Raw genomic sequence first — 18,315 nt, forward strand, 5'->3', positions numbered from 1 at the left:
GGACACGCGTATATGCCTTGGCCTAAGCTGCTCTCAACTGTCACAGCAGCAGGGCTACGTATCAATACGTCCGGCGACCCCGAATCGTTCCGGAAGTTCCCCAACTTTTTGTTGGGGGCGTGTCCGAATCCGCCTTGTGTGTCACATGGCGTCCGTTGTGACTCAACGCAAGTGTCCCGCTTTGCCGGGATGATCACGCATGTCGCAGCCTCACTCCCCCGGGTGATCTGCCGCTTACGCATAGTCCGTTCGGGCCATTCAAGATTGGGCCCGAAGGGGGTGTTGCGCTGTGCCCACCTTCCGTAACGTCCTCAACTGGCGGCGGTGAATATGCCGCTGCCGCCGTGGGGGAGCCTCGATTCGGGAGAGGACGGCGCCGGTATGGGCTGGGTAACCGACTGGAGTGCGCAGGCGGCCTGCCGCACTACCGATCCGGATGAACTGTTCGTTCAAGGAGCAGCGCAGAACAGGGCCAAGGCGGTGTGCACCGGATGTCCGGTACGCACGGAATGTCTGGCCGACGCGCTCGACAACCGCGTCGAGTTCGGCGTGTGGGGAGGAATGACGGAGCGGGAGCGCCGCGCGCTGTTGCGCAGGCGACCCACTGTCACCTCTTGGCGCCGGCTGCTGGAAACCGCGCGCACGGAATACGAGCGGGGGGCCGGCATCCTGCCCCTCGACGACGACGAGGTGTACGAGCACTACGCGGCGGTGAGCTGAGGCCGGTCCCCTTCGGGGGGCTTCGGCCTGCGACGGTCCCCTTCGGGGGGCTTCGGCCTGCGACGGTCCCCTACGGGGGGCCTCGGCTTCGGGGGCCTCGGCCCGCTCATCCTCCGTGACGCGCTCGCCTTGCCGTCACCCAGGCTCCGGCCGGTCCGCATGGGCCGCGAGCCGGTCACCGATGTCCCGCAGTCCCGCGAGATCGTGTACGTCGCCGGGCAGCGCGGCCACTTCGGCCACCGCCACCTCGGGGTGGCGCGCCGTGAAACGGTCACGTGTGCGCTGCTCGCGGGAGAGCAGACGCATACGTTCGGCATGCAGTCTCAGCAGGTTCGCGGTGAGTCGGTCGACCGCTCGGGCCTCGCTGTCGTCGGAGTCCGCTCGGCCCGGGTGACCGGAGTCCGAGTCGCTGGGGTCCGGTTCGGCTGCGGCGTGCGGGGTCGGTTCGGTCGCCGGGGTCGGTCCGGCGTCCGTGTCGGCTGTGTCGTGGGTGGCGTCCGGGGTGTTTGGGGTGTCCGCGTCGCGTACGGCCTGGTCGGCCTGGTCCGGTCCGGAGTCCGTGCGCACCGGGGGGTTCGAGTCCGCTGTGGCGGGGGAGCCTGCGTCGTCCCGGGCGGCGGGGGAGCCTTCTTCGGGAGCGGTGGCCTCGGAACCGATGGGCGCTGAACTGCCGTACGTGTCGGGAGAGTTACGAAGACCAGCTTTCCCGCCCCCCTGATCCACAATGCGGGGCTCCTCAAGATTTTCCGCGGCGGCGAGCGCCCGCTCGGCCGACAGCCGGTCGGCGCCGCTGCCGTGGACCCGGTTGAGGACCAGACCGGCGAGCGGCATGTCCTCCGCCGCTAGCCGCTCCACGAAGTACGCGGCCTCCCGCAGCGCGTCCCGCTCCGGCGCGGCCACCACCAGGAACGCCGTGCCGGGCGCCTGGAGCAGCTTGTACGTGGCGTCCGCGCGGGTACGGAAACCGCCGAACATCGAGTCCATCGCCGCCACGAAGGTCTGTACGTCCTTCAGCAGCTGACCCCCGAGCAGCTTGCCCAGCGCGCCGGTCATCATCGACATCCCGACGTTCAGGAACTTCATGCCCGCGCGGCCGCCGACCTTCGCCGGCGCCAGCAGCACCCGGATCAGCTTGCCGTCGAGGAACGAACCGAGCCGCTTGGGCGCGTCCAGGAAGTCCAGCGCCGAACGCGACGGAGGGGTGTCGACCACGATCAGGTCCCAGTCGTCCCGCGCGCGGAGCTGCCCCAGCTTCTCCATCGCCATGTACTCCTGCGTGCCGGCGAAGCCCGCGGAGAGCGACTGGTAGAAGGGGTTCGACAGGATCGCGGCGGCCCGGCCGGGGTCCGCGTGCGCCTCGACGATCTCGTCGAACGTGCGCTTCATGTCGAGCATCATCGCGTGCAGTTCGCCGTCGCCGTCCACGCCCTTGACCCGGCGCGGGGTGTTGTCGAGCGAGTCGATGCCCATCGACTGGGCGAGCCGGCGCGCCGGGTCGATGGTGAGCACCACCACCTTCCGGCCGCGCTCGGCGGCCCGCAGGCCCAGCGCCGCCGCCGTGGTCGTCTTGCCGACCCCGCCCGAACCGCAGCACACCACGATGCGGGTGGCCGGGTCGTCGAGCAGCGGGTCGACGTCCAGCACGTTCGCCGACGAGATCCGGCGGGTGCCGTCCTGGCCGTGGGCAGCCGGGTCCGAAGTCATGAGATCCCCTGCTTCCGCAGCTCGGAGGCCAGTGCGTACAGGCCCGCCAGGTCCAGGCCCTCGGCGAGCAGCGGCAGTTCGTGCAGTGGCAGGTCCAGATCGGTCAGCACCGCCCGCTGCTCGTGCTCCAGCGCGTACCGCTCGGCGTACTCCTCCGCCTGCCCCAGCAGGGGGTCCACAAGCCGCTCGGCGTTCTGCCCCCGCCGCGCGCCGCCCAGCCCCGCGGCCGACAGGGACTGCGCGAAGGCGGACCGGTCCGTCGCCCGTACGAGGTCGAGGTCGGTGTGGTCGAGCAGCTCGGGGCGGACCATGTTGACGATGACCCGGCCCACGGGCAGCCGCGCGGTGCGCAGTTCGGCGATGCCGTCGGCGGTCTCCTGGACCGGCATCTCCTCCAGCAGCGTCACCAGGTGCACGGCCGTCTCCGGCGACTTCAGCACCCGCATCACGGCCTGCGCCTGATTGTGTATCGGGCCGATCTTCGCGAGCCCGGCCACCTCGTCGTTGACGTTGAGGAAGCGGGTGATGCGGCCCGTGGGCGGGGCGTCCATGACGACGTAGTCGTACACGAACCGGCCGCTCTTGTCCTTGCGCCGGACCGCCTCGCAGGCCTTGCCGGTCAGGAGTACGTCCCTGAGGCCCGGGGCGACGGTGGTGGCGAAGTCGATCGCGCCGAGCTTCTTCAGGGCGCGGCCCGCACCGCCCAGTTTGTAGAACATCTGGAGGTAGTCCAGAAGGGCCAGTTCGGGATCGATGGCGAGGGCGAACACCTCGCCGCCGCCTCTCGCGACGGCGATCTTCCGCTCCTCGTAGGGCAACGCCTCCGTCTCGAAGAGTTGGGCGATGCCCTGCCTGCCCTCCACCTCGACGAGAAGCGTCCGCTTCCCCTCCGTGGCGAGGGCGAGCGCTAGTGCGGCGGCGACCGTCGTCTTTCCGGTCCCGCCCTTGCCGCTGACGACCTGGAGCCTGCTCACGTCTTCGAGCGTAACCAGTCCACGCCCGAACCAATCGGGAGGCTGTGGACAACCAGTGTCCGAACCTGTGGACAAACAGGGCCCGAGGCCTGTGGACAAACAGCCCCGGGACCGTGCCCGGGTGGGGCCCGAGGTCGGCCGTGGGACCCGCCTCCCGCAGCGGATACAGTCGCCCCATGACCAAGTGGGAATACGCAACCGTGCCGCTGCTCGTCCACGCCACGAAGCAGATTCTGGACACCTGGGGCGAGGACGGCTGGGAGCTCGTCCAGGTCGTGCCCGGGCCCAACCCCGAGCAGCTCGTCGCCTACCTGAAGCGGGCGAAGGCGTGAGCGCCGTCGAAGCCCGCCTTGCCGAACTGGGACTGACGCTGCCGCAGGTCGTGCCCCCGCTGGCCGCGTACCAGCCGGCCGTGCGGAGCGGGCCGTACGTCTACACCGCAGGCCAGCTGCCCATGGTGGACGGCAAGCTGCCGGTCACCGGCAAGGTCGGCGCCGAGGTCACCGCGGAGGAGGCCAAGGAGCTGGCCCGCACCTGCGCGCTGAACGCCCTGGCCGCCGTCAAGTCCGTCGCCGGCGACCTGGACCGCGTCGCGCGCGTGGTGAAGGTCGTCGGATACGTCGCCTCCGCGTCCGACTTCACCGGCCAGCCCGGCGTACTCAACGGCGCCAGCGAGCTGCTCGGCGAGGTCCTCGGCGAGAAGGGCGTGCACGCGCGCAGTGCCGTCGGGGTGGCCGTGCTGCCGCTGGACTCACCGGTCGAGGTCGAGATCCAGGTGGAGCTGACCGACGCCTGAGGGATGGCCGGCGCCTGTGCGTCCGCCGGTGCCCGAGCGTCGGCCGATCCCTGAGCGGCGTCGGTATCCGGGCAGCCGCCGGCATGAGGGCGTCCGCCGCTGTCGGGGCGTCCGCCGGTGCCCCGGAGGGTGATCGTCGTCTCTCGAACATCCGCTCCCCAGGGGATAGCCTCCGCCCATGGCTAACGGGCAGTGGTACCCACCGGAGTGGCCCGACCGTATCCGCGCCCTCGCGGACGGCACGCTCACCCCGGTCGCTCCCCGGTCGGCGGCCACGGTGATGCTCCTCAAGGACACCGCCGTCGGTCCCGCCGTCCACATGCTGCGCAGACGCGCCTCCATGGCCTTCGCCGGGGGCGCGTACGCGTATCCGGGCGGCGGCGTCGACCCGCGCGACGACGACCAGCAGATCCGCTGGGCGGGCCCCACGCGCGCGTGGTGGGCCGACCGGCTCGGCGTCGACGAGACCAGGGCCCAGGCGATCGTCTGCGCGGCCGTCCGGGAGACGTACGAGGAGGCGGGTGTGCTGCTCGCCGGGCCGGACCCGGAGTCCGTCGTCGGGGACACCACGGGCGACGACTGGGAGGCGGACCGGGCGGCGCTCGTCGCGCGTGAGGAGTCCTTCGCGGAGTTCCTGGACCGCCGCGGGCTGGTGCTGCGCTCCGATCTGCTGGGCGCCTGGACGCGCTGGATCACACCCGAGTTCGAGCCCCGGCGCTACGACACCTGGTTCTTCGTCGCGGCCCTGCCCGCGGGCCAGCGCACCCGCAACGCCTCCACCGAGGCCGACCGGACAGTGTGGATCGCGCCCGCGGAGGCCGCCGTCGGCTACGACAGGGGCGATCTGCTGATGATGCCGCCGACCATCGCGACCCTGCGCCAGCTGGCGCCGTACGGCACCGCCGCCGACGCGCTGGCCGCGGCGGCCGGCCGCGATCTGACGCCGGTACTGGCCGAGGCCCGGCTGGAGGACGGCGAGATCGTGCTCGCCTGGCCCGGACACGACGAGTTCACCAAGCACATCCCGACCGGTGGAGCCCCCGCATGACCGACGCAAGCGCCCTTCCCGGCCAGCCGCGCGGCGGGGTCCTCTCCGGACCGGCCACCGCGCGGGCCGTCAACGTCCTCGCGCCCAACCCCTCCGCGATGACCCTGGACGGCACCAACACCTGGATCGTCGCCGAGCCCGACTCGGACCTGGCGGTCGTGATCGACCCGGGCCCGCTGGACGACGTACACCTGCGGCATGTCGTCGACACCGCCGCACAGGCCGGCCGGCGGGTCGCGCTGACCCTCCTGACCCACGGCCACCCCGACCACTCCGAGGGCGCCGCCCGCTTCGCCGAGCTGACCGGCAGCCCCGTACGGGCCCTGGACCCGGCACTGCGGCTCGGCGACGAGGGACTGGGCGCCGGGGACGTGGTCACCGTCGGCGGCCTGGAGCTGCGGGTCGTGCCCACGCCCGGCCACACCGCGGACTCGCTCTGCTTCCACCTGCCGGCCGACCAGGCCGTCCTCACCGGCGACACGGTCCTGGGCCGCGGTACGACGGTCGTGGCGCACCCCGACGGCCGCCTGGGCGACTATCTGGACTCCCTTCGCCGTCTGAGGTCCCTCACGGTCGACGACGGCGTCCACACGGTCCTCCCGGGCCACGGCCCCGTCCTGGAGGACGCCCAGGGCGCCGTGGAGTACTACCTGGCCCACCGGGCCCACCGGCTCGCCCAGATCGAGACAGCGGTCGAGAACGGCCACCTGACGGCCCCCGAGGTAGTCGCCCACGTCTACGCCGACGTGGACCGCTCCCTGTGGCCGGCCGCGGAACTCTCGGTCCGCGCCCAACTGGAGTACCTCAAGGAACACGGGCTCATCTGACGAGGGGCGCCCTCTACGAGGGCGAGCATGCTCCCCGGTGGGCCGGCCCTCGTCACGGGCGCGAGACTGGCGCCCTCTACGCGGGCCTGGGCGCTTTCACGCCGTGCACGCGCGCGTACTCGCCCGCGAGCCACGGCCCGAGATCGTCGACGTACGCCCGCAGCACGGCAGCGTCCCCGACCGGGTCCAGCCCGCGGGCCGCCGCGGCGCACATCTCGTCCCCGCGCGCGGGGTAGTACCCGGCGAAGGCCCCGGCCATCTCGCGCAGATCGCTGGTCCAGCCGTTCCAGCGAGGCATGACCAGCGTGAAGCCGGTGCGGACGAGGTGCCGGGACATGTACCGGACGAGGCGCCGCAGGGCCGCCTCGGAGTCGCCGGCCGCGACGATCCGCTCGCGCCAGCGGGGGAGCAGCAGAGCGAGGTCGCCGTTCGTCTCGCGGGCCAGCAGCGTGTCGGGCCGGTATCTCGGGAGGTGCGCGGAGAGGTCCTCGCCCAGCAGGGGCGTGCACAGACAGGCGACGAACCAGCCGAGGTCGTACCGCTCCGGCTCGCTCAGCACCTGCGCACGGCCGGCCAGCAGCGAGGCCGCGCCGTCGATCTGCGGGAACTCCTCGTCGAGGGCCTCGTCCAGTGCCTGCCGATCGGCACGGTCGCTGTCCGTGGGCCCGTCCCGCAGCACGACCAGCAGATCCAGGTCGCTGCGGCCCACGCGTGCCGTGCCGCGCGGGATCGAGCCGTAGAGGTACGCGCCGTTCAGCCGTGCCCCGAACACCTCCGGGATGCGGTCCCGTGCCGCGGCGACCACCGGGCCGAAGGCGTGCGGTACGCGCGTGAGGGAGCCCTCTGGGGCGATGTGCCCCTCGGGGTCAAGGCCCCGGGTCAGCGGGAGCGCTTGGCGAGGCGTTCCACGTCCAGGAGGATCACCGCGCGGGCCTCCAGGCGGAGCCAGCCGCGCTGGGCGAAGTCGGCCAGGGCCTTGTTGACCGTCTCGCGGGACGCGCCGACCAGCTGGGCCAGCTCCTCCTGCGTGAGGTCGTGGACGACGTGGATGCCCTCCTCGGACTGCACGCCGAAGCGGCGGGAGAGGTCCAGCAGCGCGCGGGCGACGCGGCCCGGGACGTCCGAGAAGACCAGGTCGGACATGGCGTCGTTGGTCTTGCGCAGCCGGCGGGCCACCGCGCGCAGCAGGGCCGCGGCGACCTCGGGACGTGCGTTGAGCCAGGGCTGGAGGTCGCCGTGGCCGAGACCGAGCATCTTGACCTCGGTCAGCGCGGTGGCGGTCGCCGTGCGCGGGCCCGGGTCGAACAGCGACAGCTCGCCGATCAGCTCTCCGGGGCCGACGACGGCGAGCATGTTCTCGCGGCCGTCGGGGGAGGTGCGGTGGAGCTTCACCTTGCCCTCGGTGACCACGTACAGGCGGTCGCCGGGGTCGCCCTCGTGGAACAGGGAGTCGCCCCGCGCGAGGGTCACCTCGCTCATGGAGGCACGCAGCTCCGCGGCCTGCTCGTCGTCAAGAGCCGCGAAGAGCGGATTGCGCCGCAGAACGTCGTCCACGAGTTCTCTCCTTGTCGACCTGCTCAGGGGATCTTGCTCCCCCGTGTGCCAGGGGAGCTGGGTCCCCATTTTGCCGGACCTTCCAAACAGTGTGATCTGTCACAAGGATGCCGCACTGGTGTCCCGGGGTACGCGGCAGGGGTCCAATTGGGCGCCGATCTTCGAGGTCCGGGGCGGATGTCAGTGCCGGGTCGTAGGCTGGCCGGATGTCCAAATCGCCGGTGAGAGCGCAGGCCGAGGGGGCTGGACGGGTGGTAGCAGGGCGTGATTCCGCTGTGGGCGAACAGGGGTCCGACGGTGGAACGAAAGCAGCAAAAAGCGCGAAACGCGCTGGCGGGAAAGCGTCGGCGCCGGTGAAGCGGACGGCGGCGGAGCGAGTGACGGCGAAGGCGATGAAGACGGCGAAGACGGCGAAGGCGACGAAAGCCAAGAAGACGGCTTCTGGTGCATCGGCCAAGGCGGTGACCCCGGCCAAGGCGCCCGCCAAGAAGGCCGCGCCCGCGAAGAACGCCGCCCCCGCCAAGAAGGCCGCCCCCGCGAAGAAGGCCGCCCCCGCCAAAAAGGTCGAGTCCCATACCGCCCTCGTCCGGCGAGCCCGCCGTATCAATCGCGAGCTCGCCGACGTCTACCCGTACGCCCACCCGGAGTTGGACTTCGAGAATCCCTACCAGCTGATCCTCGCCACGGTCCTGTCCGCGCAGACCACGGACCTGCGGGTCAACCAGACGACCCCCGCCCTCTTCGCGAAGTACCCCACCCCCGAGGACCTCGCCGCGGCCAACCCCGAGGAGGTCGAGGAGATCCTGCGCCCGACCGGCTTCTTCCGGGCCAAGACCAGGTCGGTGATAGGGCTGTCGAAGGCCCTGGTGGAGGACTTCGGCGGTGAGGTCCCCGGCCGCCTGGAGGACCTCGTCAAGCTGCCCGGCGTAGGCCGCAAAACGGCGTTCGTGGTCCTGGGGAACGCGTTCGGGCGGCCCGGCATCACCGTCGACACGCACTTCCAGCGGCTGGTGCGGCGCTGGCAGTGGACCGACGCGACGGAGCCGGACAAGATCGAGGCGGCGGTCGGCGAGCTGTTCCCGAAGAGCGACTGGACGATGCTCTCGCACCACGTGATCTTCCACGGCCGCCGGATCTGCCACGCCCGCAAGCCCGCCTGCGGCGCCTGCCCCATCGCCCCCCTCTGCCCGGCGTACGGCGAGGGCGAGACGGACCCGGAGAAGGCGAAGAAGCTGCTGAAGTACGAGAAGGGCGGCTTCCCCGGCCAGCGGCTGAACCCGCCACAGTCCTACCTGGACGCGGGCGGCAGGCCGGCCCCACCCCTGGGGGCGACCGGATGACCGGACCGACCCGCGACGCCCCCGGCACGCACCCGGCGCCCGCGCACCCCACCACGCCCCGGCAGGAACGATCTCGGGGGCTCCGCGCGTTGAGCACGGCAGGACACGGGGGTGATGATGACGCGCGCGAGTGACACGCAGGGTGGGTCGATCGTGCTCAGCAGGGACGGCCTGCCCGGCTGGCTGGACCCGGTGGCGCACGCCATCGACACGGTCGAGCCGCCGCAGCTGAGCCGATTCCTGCCGCCGGAGGACGGCGCGGGCCGCCAGTCGGCCGTACTGATCCTGTTCGGCGAGGGCGCGCGCGGGCCCGAACTGCTGCTGATGGAGCGGGCGTCGTCCCTGCGCTCGCACGCCGGTCAGCCCTCCTTCCCGGGCGGCGCCCTGGACCCCGAGGACGGGGACCCGCAGGGTGACGGCCCGCTGCGCGCCGCGCTGCGCGAGGCCGAGGAGGAGACCGGCCTCGACCCGTCCGGCGTCCAGCTGTTCGGAGTGCTGCCCCGGCTCTACATCCCGGTGAGCAGCTTCGTGGTCACCCCGGTCGTCGGCTGGTGGCGCCGGCCCAGCCCGGTCGGCGTGGTGGATCCGAACGAGACGGCCAGGGTCTTCACCGTTCCCGTGGCGGATCTCACGGATCCCGCGAACCGCGCCTCCGCCGTCCACCCCAGCGGCCACACAGGCGCGGCATTTCTGGTCGAATCAGCCCTTGTCTGGGGTTTCACGGCCGGGATCATCGACCGGCTGCTGCACTTCGCGGGCTGGGAGCTGCCATGGGACCGCGACAAGCAGGTCCCGCTCGACTGGCGGTCGTGACAGGGTGGTCGCCGTGTTGTGTTCCGCCGGGGAAAGCTCTGTCCGCATGCCGTTGTGCGCCAGGTCACTTCCGGGGCGGAGCGCGTGTGAGCGGAGAATGACGAGGCGAGGCCTGAAACGGTGAATGTGCTGGACATCCTGTTGCTGGTCGCTGCCGTCTGGTTCGCGATCGTGGGCTATCGCCAGGGGTTCGTCGTCGGCATCCTCTCGGTGATCGGTTTCCTCGGGGGCGGTCTCGTCGCCGTCTACACCCTGCCGGTCATCTGGGACGCGCTCACCGACAACTCGGAGGTGAGCACCACCGCGGCCGTCGTCGCCGTGGTGGTGGTGATCGTCTGCGCCTCGATCGGACAGGCCCTGACCACCCACCTCGGCAACAAGCTCCGCCGGTACATCACCTGGTCCCCGGCCCGCGCCCTGGACGCGACGGGCGGCGCCCTCGTCAACGTCGTCGCGATGCTCCTGGTGGCCTGGCTGATCGGCTCCGCGCTCGCCGGCACCACCCTGCCCACCTTGGGCAAGGAGGTCCGTGGCTCCAAGGTCCTGCTCGGGGTCTCGCGCGCGCTGCCCAACCAGGCCGACACCTGGTTCGCCGACTTCTCCTCGGTCCTCGCGCAGAACGGCTTCCCGCAGGTCTTCAGCCCGTTCTCCAACGAGCCGATCACCGATGTCCGGCCGCCCGACCCGGCCCTCGCGAAGAGCGAGGTCGCCACCCGCGCCCAGCGCTCCATCGTCAAGGTGATGGGTACGGCGCAGAGTTGCGGCAAGGTCCTGGAGGGCACCGGCTTCGTCTTCTCCGACCGCCGTGTGATGACCAACGCGCATGTCGTCGGCGGCGTCGACGAACCCACCGTCCAGATAGGCGGCGAGGGCCGCCGCTACGACGCGACGGTGGTGCTCTACGACTGGCAGCGCGACATCGCCGTGCTCGACGTCCCCGATCTGGACGCGCCCGCACTGCGGTTCACGTCCACGGACGCCAGGAGCGGCGACAGCGCGATCGTGGCCGGCTTCCCGGAGAACGGCGCGTACGACGTCCGCGCGGCCCGCGTGCGCGGCCGGATCCCCGCCAACGGCCCGGACATCTACCACCGCGGCACCGTGCACCGCGACGTGTACTCGCTGTACGCGATCGTCCGTCAGGGCAACTCCGGCGGCCCGCTGCTCACCCCGGACGGCGAGGTCTACGGCGTGGTCTTCGCCAAGTCCCTCGACAACGCCGAGACCGGCTACGCCCTCACCGTGGACGAGATCCGCGAGGACATCACCAAGGGACGTTCCGCGAGCCAGCAGGTGGACAGCGACAGCTGTGCCCTGTGAAGAAAACCGTTGACGGTGCGTGCGTCAGCCTCGCGGGTGACGCAATCGTACGGAGACCCAGCGGGCCCGGCGGCGAAGGATGATGGGAATGCCCACGCGCGGGTCGGTGCCCTGTAGTTGCGGCGTACTCCGCTGGTGGGAACTCGGACCGCCGGTCGAGCGGCGGTCGCGTGCGGCGTCACTGTAGTCGTGCGTCCAGCCCATACCGGGACGTCTGCCCCTGCCCCAAGGTCGATAACCCCGCGGGAGCCCCCCAATCGGCCTATGCGCCGGGCAAGTGGCCGGTCGTAGTACAGGCGTTCAGATCCGGATACCGGGCGCAGTGGCGCGATTACCGAGCGGGTCCGCGGCGATTCGGCCGTACGGCCGATCGCCGACGGCGGTCACCGCCATGGCGAGTGCCCCGGCACGCGACCGAAACCGTCGTGGTTCACCGGTCCGGCTCGGGGTCCTTCAGCCAGTTCACCAGCTCCGTGGAGAAGGCCACCGGGTCCTCCTCGTGCGGAAAGTGCCCCAGCCCGTCGAACAGCCGCCAGCGGTACGGCGCTTCGACGTACTCCCCGGACCCGGCGGCGCTCCGCGTGCGCATCACGGGGTCGAGCGAGCCGTGCAGATGGAGCGTCGGCACCCGCACCGGCCGCTTCATCCGCCGGTTGAACTGGATGCCGTCGGGACGGGCCAGCGAGCGGACCATCCAGCGGTAGGGCTCGATCGAGCAGTGCGCCGTGGACGGGATGCGCATCGCGCGGCGGTACGTCTCCACCGCGTCGTCGTCGGGCAGCTTCGGCCCCGACCAGTCCCGGATCAGCCGGCCCACCAGCGCGCCGTCGTCGGCGAGGAGCTGCCGCTCGGGGATCCAGGGCCGCTGGAACCCCCAGATGTAGGAGCTCGCGGCCGACTGCCTGCGGTCGGAGACCATCGCCGAGCGCCAGCGCCGGGGATGCGGCATCGAGGCGACCGCGAGCCGGCGTACGAGCTTCGGGCGCATCACCGCCGCCGTCCACGACAGATAGCCGCCCAGGTCGTGGCCGACGAGCGCGGCGTCGGGCTCGCCGAGGGAGCGGATCACGCCGGTGATGTCGAGGGCGAGGTTGGCCGGGTCGTAGCCGCGCGGGGTGCGGTCGCTGCCGCCGACGCCGCGCAGGTCCATGGCGACGGCCCGGAAACCGGCGTCGGCGAGCGCGACCAGCTGGTGGCGCCAGGTCCACCAGAACTGCGGGAAGCCGTGCACGAGCATGACCAGCGGACCGTCGCCGAGCTCGGCGATGTGGAAGCGCGCGCCGTTGGCGGCGACGTCGCGGTGTGTCACCGCCTGCCCGCCGGGGAGGTCGATCCGTACGACCGAAGCGGGTTGCGCCGAAGGGGTGGCTGCCGGGTCCGTCATGACGACGAGCGTGCCACAGCCTCGATGGCTTCGGGCGCACGGTCCTGCGGCAGCGCGGGCCGCGGGTGCGGCTTCGCGTTCTGGAGGACGCCCGCGGTCTCCTTCACCGACGCGGCGACCTTCTGCGGGCCCTTGCTCTTCATGGCCTTCTTCGCGAAGAGCACACCGACCAGTGCGAGGACCAGCGCGATCAGTACGTTCGCCGCGAACGACAGCACAAAGCAGATCGCGAGGTTCCAGCCGCTCCAGGTCCGGATGCCGTACGCCAGCGCGAAGTTCAGCATCGGCAGGGAGAACAGGAGCACCACCGCGGCCACGGTGAACGCGCCGCCGCTCGTGACACCGCGCTTGACGTCCTGCTTGAGCTGCGCCTTGGCCAGCGCGATCTCGTCGTGCACCAGCGCCGACATCTCGGTGGTCGCCGAGGCGAACAGCTGGCCGATGCTGCGTTCTGCGCCGACCGGGCTGCCGTCGGGTGCGCTCATCGCGGTCTCCCTCTTTGTACGTACGGTTCCGTGCTGTGTGTGTCTACGTCCGGTCCCGCGGTTTTGTACCGTCTCGTCAGATCATGCCGGACCGGAGTTCTCCTCGCCTGCCCCGCCCGGCACTTCGGCAAGCTCGTGGCGCGCGGCGGCCTCCCGTTCGGCGGCGATCCGGCGGTGCTCGGCGGCCTTGCGCTCGTAGATCTCCGCCATCCGCAGGTGGTACGCCGGGTCGTGCTCCTCGTAGATGTCGGGGATGCCGTCGAGGTCGTCGTCGCGCTCCTCGTCCTCCCACATCCGGCGGTACTTGGCGTTCCGTATCTTCAGCAGGACGCTCGCCAGCAGGGCCGCGATCACCGAGCCGGTCAGGACGGCGGCCTTCACCTCTCCGGTCAGTGCGGTGTCGCCGCCGAAGGCGAGGTCGCCGATCAGCAGCGAGACGGTGAAGCCGATGCCGGCCAGCGAGGCGACCGCGAAGACGTCGGCCCACTCCAGGTCGTCGCTGAGCGAGGCCCGTGTGAACCGGGCGGTGAGCCAGGTGCCACCGAAGATTCCGACCGTCTTGCCGACCACGAGCCCGAGCACCACGCCCAGCGTCTCCGGTTGGGTGAACACCTCCCGCAGCGCCCCGCCGGACACCGGGACACCCGCGCTGAACAGGGCGAACAGCGGCACGGCGAGGCCCGCGGACAGCGGTCGTACGAGGTGTTCGATGTGCTCGCCGGGGGAGTGCGGCTCGTCGTCGCGCCGGGTGCAGCGCAGCATCAGGCCCATGGCGACGCCCGCGATGGTGGCGTGGATACCGCTGTTGTACATGAGCGCCCAGATCACGAGCGCGAGCGGAACGTAGACGTACCAGCCGCGGACACCCTTGCGCAGCAGCAGCCAGAAGACGACAAGGCCGATCACCGCGCCGGCGAGGGCGGCGAAGTTCAGCCGGTCGGTGAAGAAGACGGCGATGATCAGGATCGCGAACAGGTCGTCCACGACCGCGAGGGTCAGCAGGAAGGCGCGCAGGGCGCTCGGCAGGGACGTACCGATGACCGCGAGCACGGCCAGCGCGAAGGCGATGTCGGTGGCCGTGGGCACGGCCCAGCCGGCCGCCGAACCACCGCCGATGCCGACCGTGAGCGTGTAGACGAGGGCGGGTACGAGCATGCCGCACAGGGCCGCGACGACGGGCAGCGCGGCGGCCCTCGGATCGCGCAGGTCGCCGGCGACGAGTTCGCGCTTGAGCTCGATGCCGGCCACGAAGAAGAAGACGGCCAGCAGGCCGTCGGCGGCCCAGTGCGCCACGGACAGGTCCAGGCCGAGGGCCTCGGGACCGAGGTGGAAGTGGGCGACCGTCTCGTAACCGTGCTGGATCGCGGGGAGGTTGGCCCAGATCAGGGCGGTGACCGCGGCGATCAGGAGCAGGACACCGCCGACCGTCTCGGTGCGCAGCGCCTCCGCGACGAAGTTCCGTTCGGGGAGGGAGAGGCGTCCCAGGATCTTGCGGGAGCCTGCGCTCTTGTGCGGCGGGACGGGCGCGGACACGGTCGGACCTCCGGTCGGTGGGCAGGACTGAGCACTCGCCGACCAGACTTCCCGGCACACCTTTGTGATCACGTATGTTTTGTTTAGTTTACCTAAAAGGGGCGTCCGGCGCGCATCTCGCGCCGGACGCCCCTTTTTCACGGGCCCTGTGGCTCAGCTCTTACGGGTCCTGAGGCTCAGTCCTCGCTCGACGTCGCCGGGAGCTTGGCGGTGATGAGGTCCATGACCGTGGAGTCGGTGAGCGTGGTGACGTCGCCGAGCTCACGGTTCTCCGCGACGTCCCGCAGCAGCCGCCGCATGATCTTGCCGGAGCGGGTCTTGGGCAGCTCCGCCACCGGCAGGATCCGCTTGGGCTTGGCGATCGGGCCGAGGGCGGTACCGACGTGGTTGCGCAGGTCGTTGACCAGGTTCTCGTCGTCGGCGTTCGCCGTCCCGCGCAGGATCACGAAGGCGACGATGGCCTGTCCGGTCGTCTCGTCCGCCGCGCCGACGACGGCCGCCTCGGCGACCGAGGGGTGCGAGACGAGCGCCGACTCGACCTCGGTGGTGGAGATGTTGTGGCCGGACACCAGCATCACGTCGTCGACCCGGCCGAGCAGCCAGATGTCGCCGTCGTCGTCCTTCTTCGCCCCGTCACCGGCGAAGTACCTGCCCTCGAAACGCGACCAGTACGTGTCGAGGAACCGCTGGTCGTCGCCCCAGATGGTGCGCAGCATCGACGGCCACGGCTCGGTCAGGACGAGGTAACCGCCGCCGCCGTTCGGGACCTCGTTGGCCTCGTCGTCGACGACGGTCGCGGAGATGCCGGGCAGCGGGGTCTGCGCGGAGCCCGGCTTGGTCTCGGTGACGCCGGGCAGCGGCGAGATCATCATCGCGCCGGTCTCGGTCTGCCACCAGGTGTCGACGATGGGGGCCTTGTCGCCGCCGATGTGCTTGCGGTACCAGATCCACGCCTCGGGGTTGATCGGCTCGCCGACCGAGCCGAGGACCCGCAGGGAGGACAGGTCGAACTTCGCGGGGATGTCGTCGCCCCACTTCATGAACGTACGGATCGCCGTGGGCGCCGTGTAGAGGATCGTCACCCCGTACTTCTGCACGATCTCCCAGAAGCGGCCCTGGTGCGGCGTGTCGGGCGTGCCCTCGTACATGACCTGTGTGGCGCCGTTGGAGAGCGGCCCGTAGACGATGTAGGAGTGCCCGGTGACCCAGCCGACGTCGGCCGTGCACCAGTAGACGTCGGTCTCCGGCTTGAGGTCGAAGACGGCGTGGTGGGTGTACGAGGCCTGGGTGAGGTAGCCGCCGGAGGTGTGCAGGATGCCCTTGGGCTTACCCGTCGTACCGGACGTGTAGAGGATGAACAGCGGGTGCTCGGCCTCGAACGCCTCGGGGGTGTGCTCGGCCGACTGGCGGCCGACGATCTCGTGCCACCACACGTCCCGCTCGCCGTCCCAGGCCACGTCCTGGCCGGTGCGGCGCACCACGAGGACGTGCTCGACGTTGCCCGCCTTGGTGGCGGCCTCGTCGACGGCCGGCTTCAGCGCGGAGGGCTTGCCCCGGCGGTAGCCGCCGTCGGAGGTGATGACGACCTTCGCGTCGGCGTCCTGGATGCGGGTCGCGAGCGCGTCGGCCGAGAAGCCGCCGAAGACCACGGAGTGCGCGGCGCCGATCCGGGCGCACGCGAGCATCGCGACCGCCGTCTCGGGGATCATCGGCATGTAGACCGCGACCCGGTCGCCCTTCCGGACTCCCAGCTCCAGCAGGGCGTTCGCGGCCCGGGAGACCTCGTCCTTGAGCTCTGCGTAGGTGATCGCGCGGCTGTCGCCGGGCTCGCCCTCGAAGTGGATGGCGACCCGGTCGCCGAGCCCGGCGTCGACATGCCGGTCCACGCAGTTGTACGCCACGTTGAGCGTGCCGTCCTTGAACCACTTGGCGAACGGCGGGTTCGACCAGTCCAGGGTCTCGGCCGGCTCCTCGGCCCAGGTCAGGCGGCGGGCCTGCTCGGCCCAGAAGCCGAGCCTGTCAGCCTTGGCCTGCTCATACGCCTCCGCCGTGACGTTGGCGTTCGCTGCCAGGTCGGCGGGGGGTGCGAACCTGCGCTCTTCCTTGAGCAGGTTGGCCAGGCTTTCGTTGCTCACGACATCTCCCTTTCCAAGGGTGTCCGTTGTGTCCCAGGCCACAGCTCATCAGACCCGGGGGGCCGATGACAAGGGTCGACGGCCATATTGGTTTAGACCTGTGAGAGGAGTGTGCCAGGGCGCCGGTCGGACCCTCGCCCGTGGTCCCCGTGGTGACTCCGCCGTGGCCGGGTCATCCGTAGTCACGGACGCGGACCGTACGAAGTTCAGCGCGTGTAACGCCTTTCGCCCTCCCGGCCAAGTACAGATGAAGCGCCACCGACGAGGAGGGGAGTCCGAGTGAAGGGGATTCGGGGCGGGCCGGCCGAGGCAGCGCGCGACCCACAGCTCTTCGAGGAGTTCTACCGGCGCCACGTGGACGCCATGACGTCCTTCGTGGCCCGGCGTGTCACCGACGCCCACACCGTCGCCGACCTGACGGCCGAGATCTTTCTCGCCGTCCTGGACTCGGCCCACACCTACCGTCCGTCCCGGGGCAGCGAGACCGCCTGGCTCTACGGCATCGCCCGCAACGTCGTCTCGTCGGAGTACCGCCGGGTCGCCCGCGACGCCGAACGCGACCGGCGTATCTCGGGACGCCGGTTGCTGGAGGCCGACGACATCGCCCGGCTTGAGGACAAGCTCGACGCGGAGAGTCCCGGCCGCCGGGCCCTGTCCGCGCTGGAGCGGCTACCGGAGGGCGAACGGGCGGTACTGGAACTGATCGCGGTCGACCAGCTCACGGTCACGGAGGCGGCTGCCGCGCTCGGCATCCGCCCCACCACGGCCCGGGTCCGGCTCCACCGGGCCCGCAAGTCCCTGCGTCCGGAGGCGGATGTGCCGCCGCCGGGGCCGCGGGGCGCGGCACTGTCGTACGTCAACGGAGGAAACGGGGGAGAGGCATGACCACGAAGACGAGGTTCGAGGACCGGCTGCTGGCGGAGCTCCAGGGGGAGATCGCGCGGCGGGAGCAGGAGGAGGCGACCGCGGCGCAGGGGGAGCGGGCACACGGGGCCGGGCACGTGACGGCCGGGCACGCGAGGGCCGGGCATGGTGCGGGGGGTGGCTTCGGGACCCGCGCGGGGGGCGGGTCCGGGACCCCTGCCTCCCGGCGTCGGTTGCTCACGCGTCCTCGGCTCGTCATCGCCGCCGGGGTCTGCGCGGTGGCGGGATTCGCCGTGACGCTGGCACCCGGCTCGCCCGTCGTCTCGCCGGCGTACTCGCTGGAGCGGCACGACGACGGCAGCGTCACCCTCGACCTTCGCGAGATGAGCCTTGGCCCGGACGCCCAGAAGGAACTCGCCGAGAAACTGGGGGCCGCGGGCATCCACGTCACCATCGACGACCTGAAGCCGGGTTACCGGTGTGCGAACACGCGCGGCGAGTCCCTGCTCGGTTTCACGAGGGCTTTCCTCGGGGAGGACTGGCCGCCCGGTGAGGAGGACACCCCAAAGGACAGTCGGCCCGATCAGAACCGTCTCTCCGAGGACGATCGGAAGCGAACGACTGTCGTCCTGCATCCCGGTGACTCCCTGGGCATCGAGAACATGCGGCCCGTCGACCCCTCGAACGCGTTCAAGAAGTCCGAGTCGTACGTTCCGGTCAAGGGCGAGATCGGCCCGTGCCGGCCGGAGCGGGATCTGACGCTCGGGTAGCGGGATCCGTGGCGGCCCGGTCTCCGGATCGACGGAGGCCGGGCCGCT

Annotated in this window: 19 protein-coding genes; 10 read left to right on the top strand and 9 right to left on the bottom strand. The window is 71.1% G+C overall.

Annotated elements, in window-relative coordinates:
- Nucleotides 1–381 precede the first annotated feature (381 nt).
- Nucleotides 382–720 carry a transcriptional regulator WblA gene (wblA, locus tag ACIQAC_RS10855; protein ID WP_362433732.1) on the top strand — a complete coding sequence of 113 codons (339 nt, stop codon included), beginning with the start codon at nucleotides 382–384 and terminating at the stop codon, nucleotides 718–720.
- A 135-nt stretch (nucleotides 721–855) separates the two neighbouring features.
- Here wblA and ACIQAC_RS10860 read toward each other — a convergent pair whose 3' ends face one another.
- Nucleotides 856–2,424, bottom strand: coding sequence for an ArsA-related P-loop ATPase (locus tag ACIQAC_RS10860; RefSeq protein WP_402189040.1), 1,569 nt, complete (start codon nucleotides 2,422–2,424; stop codon nucleotides 856–858).
- Nucleotides 2,421–3,398, bottom strand: a complete 978-nt coding sequence (locus tag ACIQAC_RS10865; protein WP_402189042.1) for an ArsA family ATPase — start codon at nucleotides 3,396–3,398, stop codon at nucleotides 2,421–2,423. Before ACIQAC_RS10865 ends, ACIQAC_RS10860 begins: the two co-directional genes overlap by 4 nt.
- Nucleotides 3,399–3,574: 176 nt before the next feature.
- On the opposite strand from ACIQAC_RS10865, the gene ACIQAC_RS10870 reads away from it, so the two are divergent.
- The 4 genes from ACIQAC_RS10870 to ACIQAC_RS10885 all read left to right on the top strand — a co-directional run bounded on the left by ACIQAC_RS10870 (nucleotide 3,575) and on the right by ACIQAC_RS10885 (nucleotide 6,069).
- Nucleotides 3,575–3,730 carry a DUF4177 domain-containing protein gene (locus tag ACIQAC_RS10870; RefSeq protein WP_010350935.1) on the top strand — a complete coding sequence of 52 codons (156 nt, stop codon included), beginning with the start codon at nucleotides 3,575–3,577 and terminating at the stop codon, nucleotides 3,728–3,730.
- Entirely contained in the window at nucleotides 3,727–4,194 is a 468-nt protein-coding gene (locus tag ACIQAC_RS10875) for a RidA family protein (protein WP_402189044.1), read from the top strand. The genes ACIQAC_RS10870 and ACIQAC_RS10875 overlap by 4 nt, the downstream gene beginning before the upstream one ends.
- 178 nt (nucleotides 4,195–4,372) lie before the next feature.
- The gene (locus ACIQAC_RS10880; RefSeq protein ID WP_402189046.1) at nucleotides 4,373–5,242 is read left to right on the top strand and encodes an NUDIX hydrolase; all 870 of its coding nucleotides are present in this window, start codon (nucleotides 4,373–4,375) and stop codon (nucleotides 5,240–5,242) included.
- On the top strand, nucleotides 5,239–6,069 hold the full coding sequence (locus ACIQAC_RS10885; RefSeq protein WP_402189048.1) for an MBL fold metallo-hydrolase: 831 nt from the start codon (nucleotides 5,239–5,241) through the stop codon (nucleotides 6,067–6,069). Before ACIQAC_RS10880 ends, ACIQAC_RS10885 begins: the two co-directional genes overlap by 4 nt.
- Before the next feature lie 76 nt (nucleotides 6,070–6,145).
- Here ACIQAC_RS10885 and ACIQAC_RS10890 read toward each other — a convergent pair whose 3' ends face one another.
- On the bottom strand, nucleotides 6,146–6,952 hold the full coding sequence (locus ACIQAC_RS10890; RefSeq protein WP_402189315.1) for a nucleotidyltransferase domain-containing protein: 807 nt from the start codon (nucleotides 6,950–6,952) through the stop codon (nucleotides 6,146–6,148).
- On the bottom strand, nucleotides 6,949–7,623 hold the full coding sequence (locus ACIQAC_RS10895; RefSeq protein ID WP_141311739.1) for a Crp/Fnr family transcriptional regulator: 675 nt from the start codon (nucleotides 7,621–7,623) through the stop codon (nucleotides 6,949–6,951). The genes ACIQAC_RS10890 and ACIQAC_RS10895 overlap by 4 nt, the downstream gene beginning before the upstream one ends.
- Before the next feature lie 392 nt (nucleotides 7,624–8,015).
- Here ACIQAC_RS10895 and nth point away from each other — a divergent pair, with 392 nt between their 5' ends.
- The 3 genes from nth (at nucleotide 8,016) to ACIQAC_RS10910 (ending at nucleotide 11,096) form a co-directional block, all read left to right on the top strand.
- Nucleotides 8,016–8,963, top strand: a complete 948-nt coding sequence (gene nth, locus ACIQAC_RS10900) for an endonuclease III (protein WP_402189316.1) — start codon at nucleotides 8,016–8,018, stop codon at nucleotides 8,961–8,963.
- Nucleotides 8,964–9,080: 117 nt separating this feature from the next.
- Nucleotides 9,081–9,776 (top strand): NUDIX hydrolase, encoded by a 696-nt coding sequence (locus ACIQAC_RS10905; protein WP_402189318.1) that lies wholly within the window; start codon nucleotides 9,081–9,083, stop codon nucleotides 9,774–9,776.
- A gap of 120 nt (nucleotides 9,777–9,896) precedes the next feature.
- On the top strand, nucleotides 9,897–11,096 hold the full coding sequence (locus ACIQAC_RS10910; RefSeq protein WP_402189050.1) for a MarP family serine protease: 1,200 nt from the start codon (nucleotides 9,897–9,899) through the stop codon (nucleotides 11,094–11,096).
- Between the two features lie 24 nt (nucleotides 11,097–11,120).
- On the opposite strand, the gene ACIQAC_RS10915 is transcribed toward ACIQAC_RS10910, so the two are convergent.
- The 5 genes from ACIQAC_RS10915 to acs all read right to left on the bottom strand — a co-directional run bounded on the left by ACIQAC_RS10915 (nucleotide 11,121) and on the right by acs (nucleotide 16,633).
- On the bottom strand, nucleotides 11,121–11,300 hold the full coding sequence (locus ACIQAC_RS10915; protein ID WP_402189052.1) for a hypothetical protein: 180 nt from the start codon (nucleotides 11,298–11,300) through the stop codon (nucleotides 11,121–11,123).
- A 226-nt stretch (nucleotides 11,301–11,526) separates the two neighbouring features.
- Nucleotides 11,527–12,480, bottom strand: coding sequence for an alpha/beta fold hydrolase (locus ACIQAC_RS10920; protein WP_402189054.1), 954 nt, complete (start codon nucleotides 12,478–12,480; stop codon nucleotides 11,527–11,529).
- Nucleotides 12,477–12,965 carry a phage holin family protein gene (locus ACIQAC_RS10925; protein WP_402189056.1) on the bottom strand — a complete coding sequence of 163 codons (489 nt, stop codon included), beginning with the start codon at nucleotides 12,963–12,965 and terminating at the stop codon, nucleotides 12,477–12,479. The genes ACIQAC_RS10920 and ACIQAC_RS10925 overlap by 4 nt, the downstream gene beginning before the upstream one ends.
- 81 nt (nucleotides 12,966–13,046) lie before the next feature.
- Nucleotides 13,047–14,498, bottom strand: coding sequence for a Na+/H+ antiporter NhaA (gene nhaA, locus ACIQAC_RS10930; RefSeq protein WP_402189058.1), 1,452 nt, complete (start codon nucleotides 14,496–14,498; stop codon nucleotides 13,047–13,049).
- A 176-nt stretch (nucleotides 14,499–14,674) separates the two neighbouring features.
- On the bottom strand, nucleotides 14,675–16,633 hold the full coding sequence (acs, locus tag ACIQAC_RS10935) for an acetate--CoA ligase (protein ID WP_402189060.1): 1,959 nt from the start codon (nucleotides 16,631–16,633) through the stop codon (nucleotides 14,675–14,677).
- A 279-nt stretch (nucleotides 16,634–16,912) separates the two neighbouring features.
- On the opposite strand from acs, the gene ACIQAC_RS10940 reads away from it, so the two are divergent.
- Nucleotides 16,913–17,518, top strand: coding sequence for an RNA polymerase sigma factor (locus ACIQAC_RS10940; protein WP_402189062.1), 606 nt, complete (start codon nucleotides 16,913–16,915; stop codon nucleotides 17,516–17,518).
- Nucleotides 17,515–18,267: a hypothetical protein gene (locus ACIQAC_RS10945; protein WP_402189064.1), complete on the top strand. Its 753-nt coding sequence runs from the start codon at nucleotides 17,515–17,517 to the stop codon at nucleotides 18,265–18,267. Before ACIQAC_RS10940 ends, ACIQAC_RS10945 begins: the two co-directional genes overlap by 4 nt.
- Nucleotides 18,268–18,315: the final 48 nt, after the last annotated feature.

Origin of the sequence: Streptomyces sp. NPDC088387 (genome assembly GCF_044753385.1) — a bacterium.
Classification (GTDB): Bacteria; Actinomycetota; Actinomycetes; order Streptomycetales; family Streptomycetaceae; genus Streptomyces.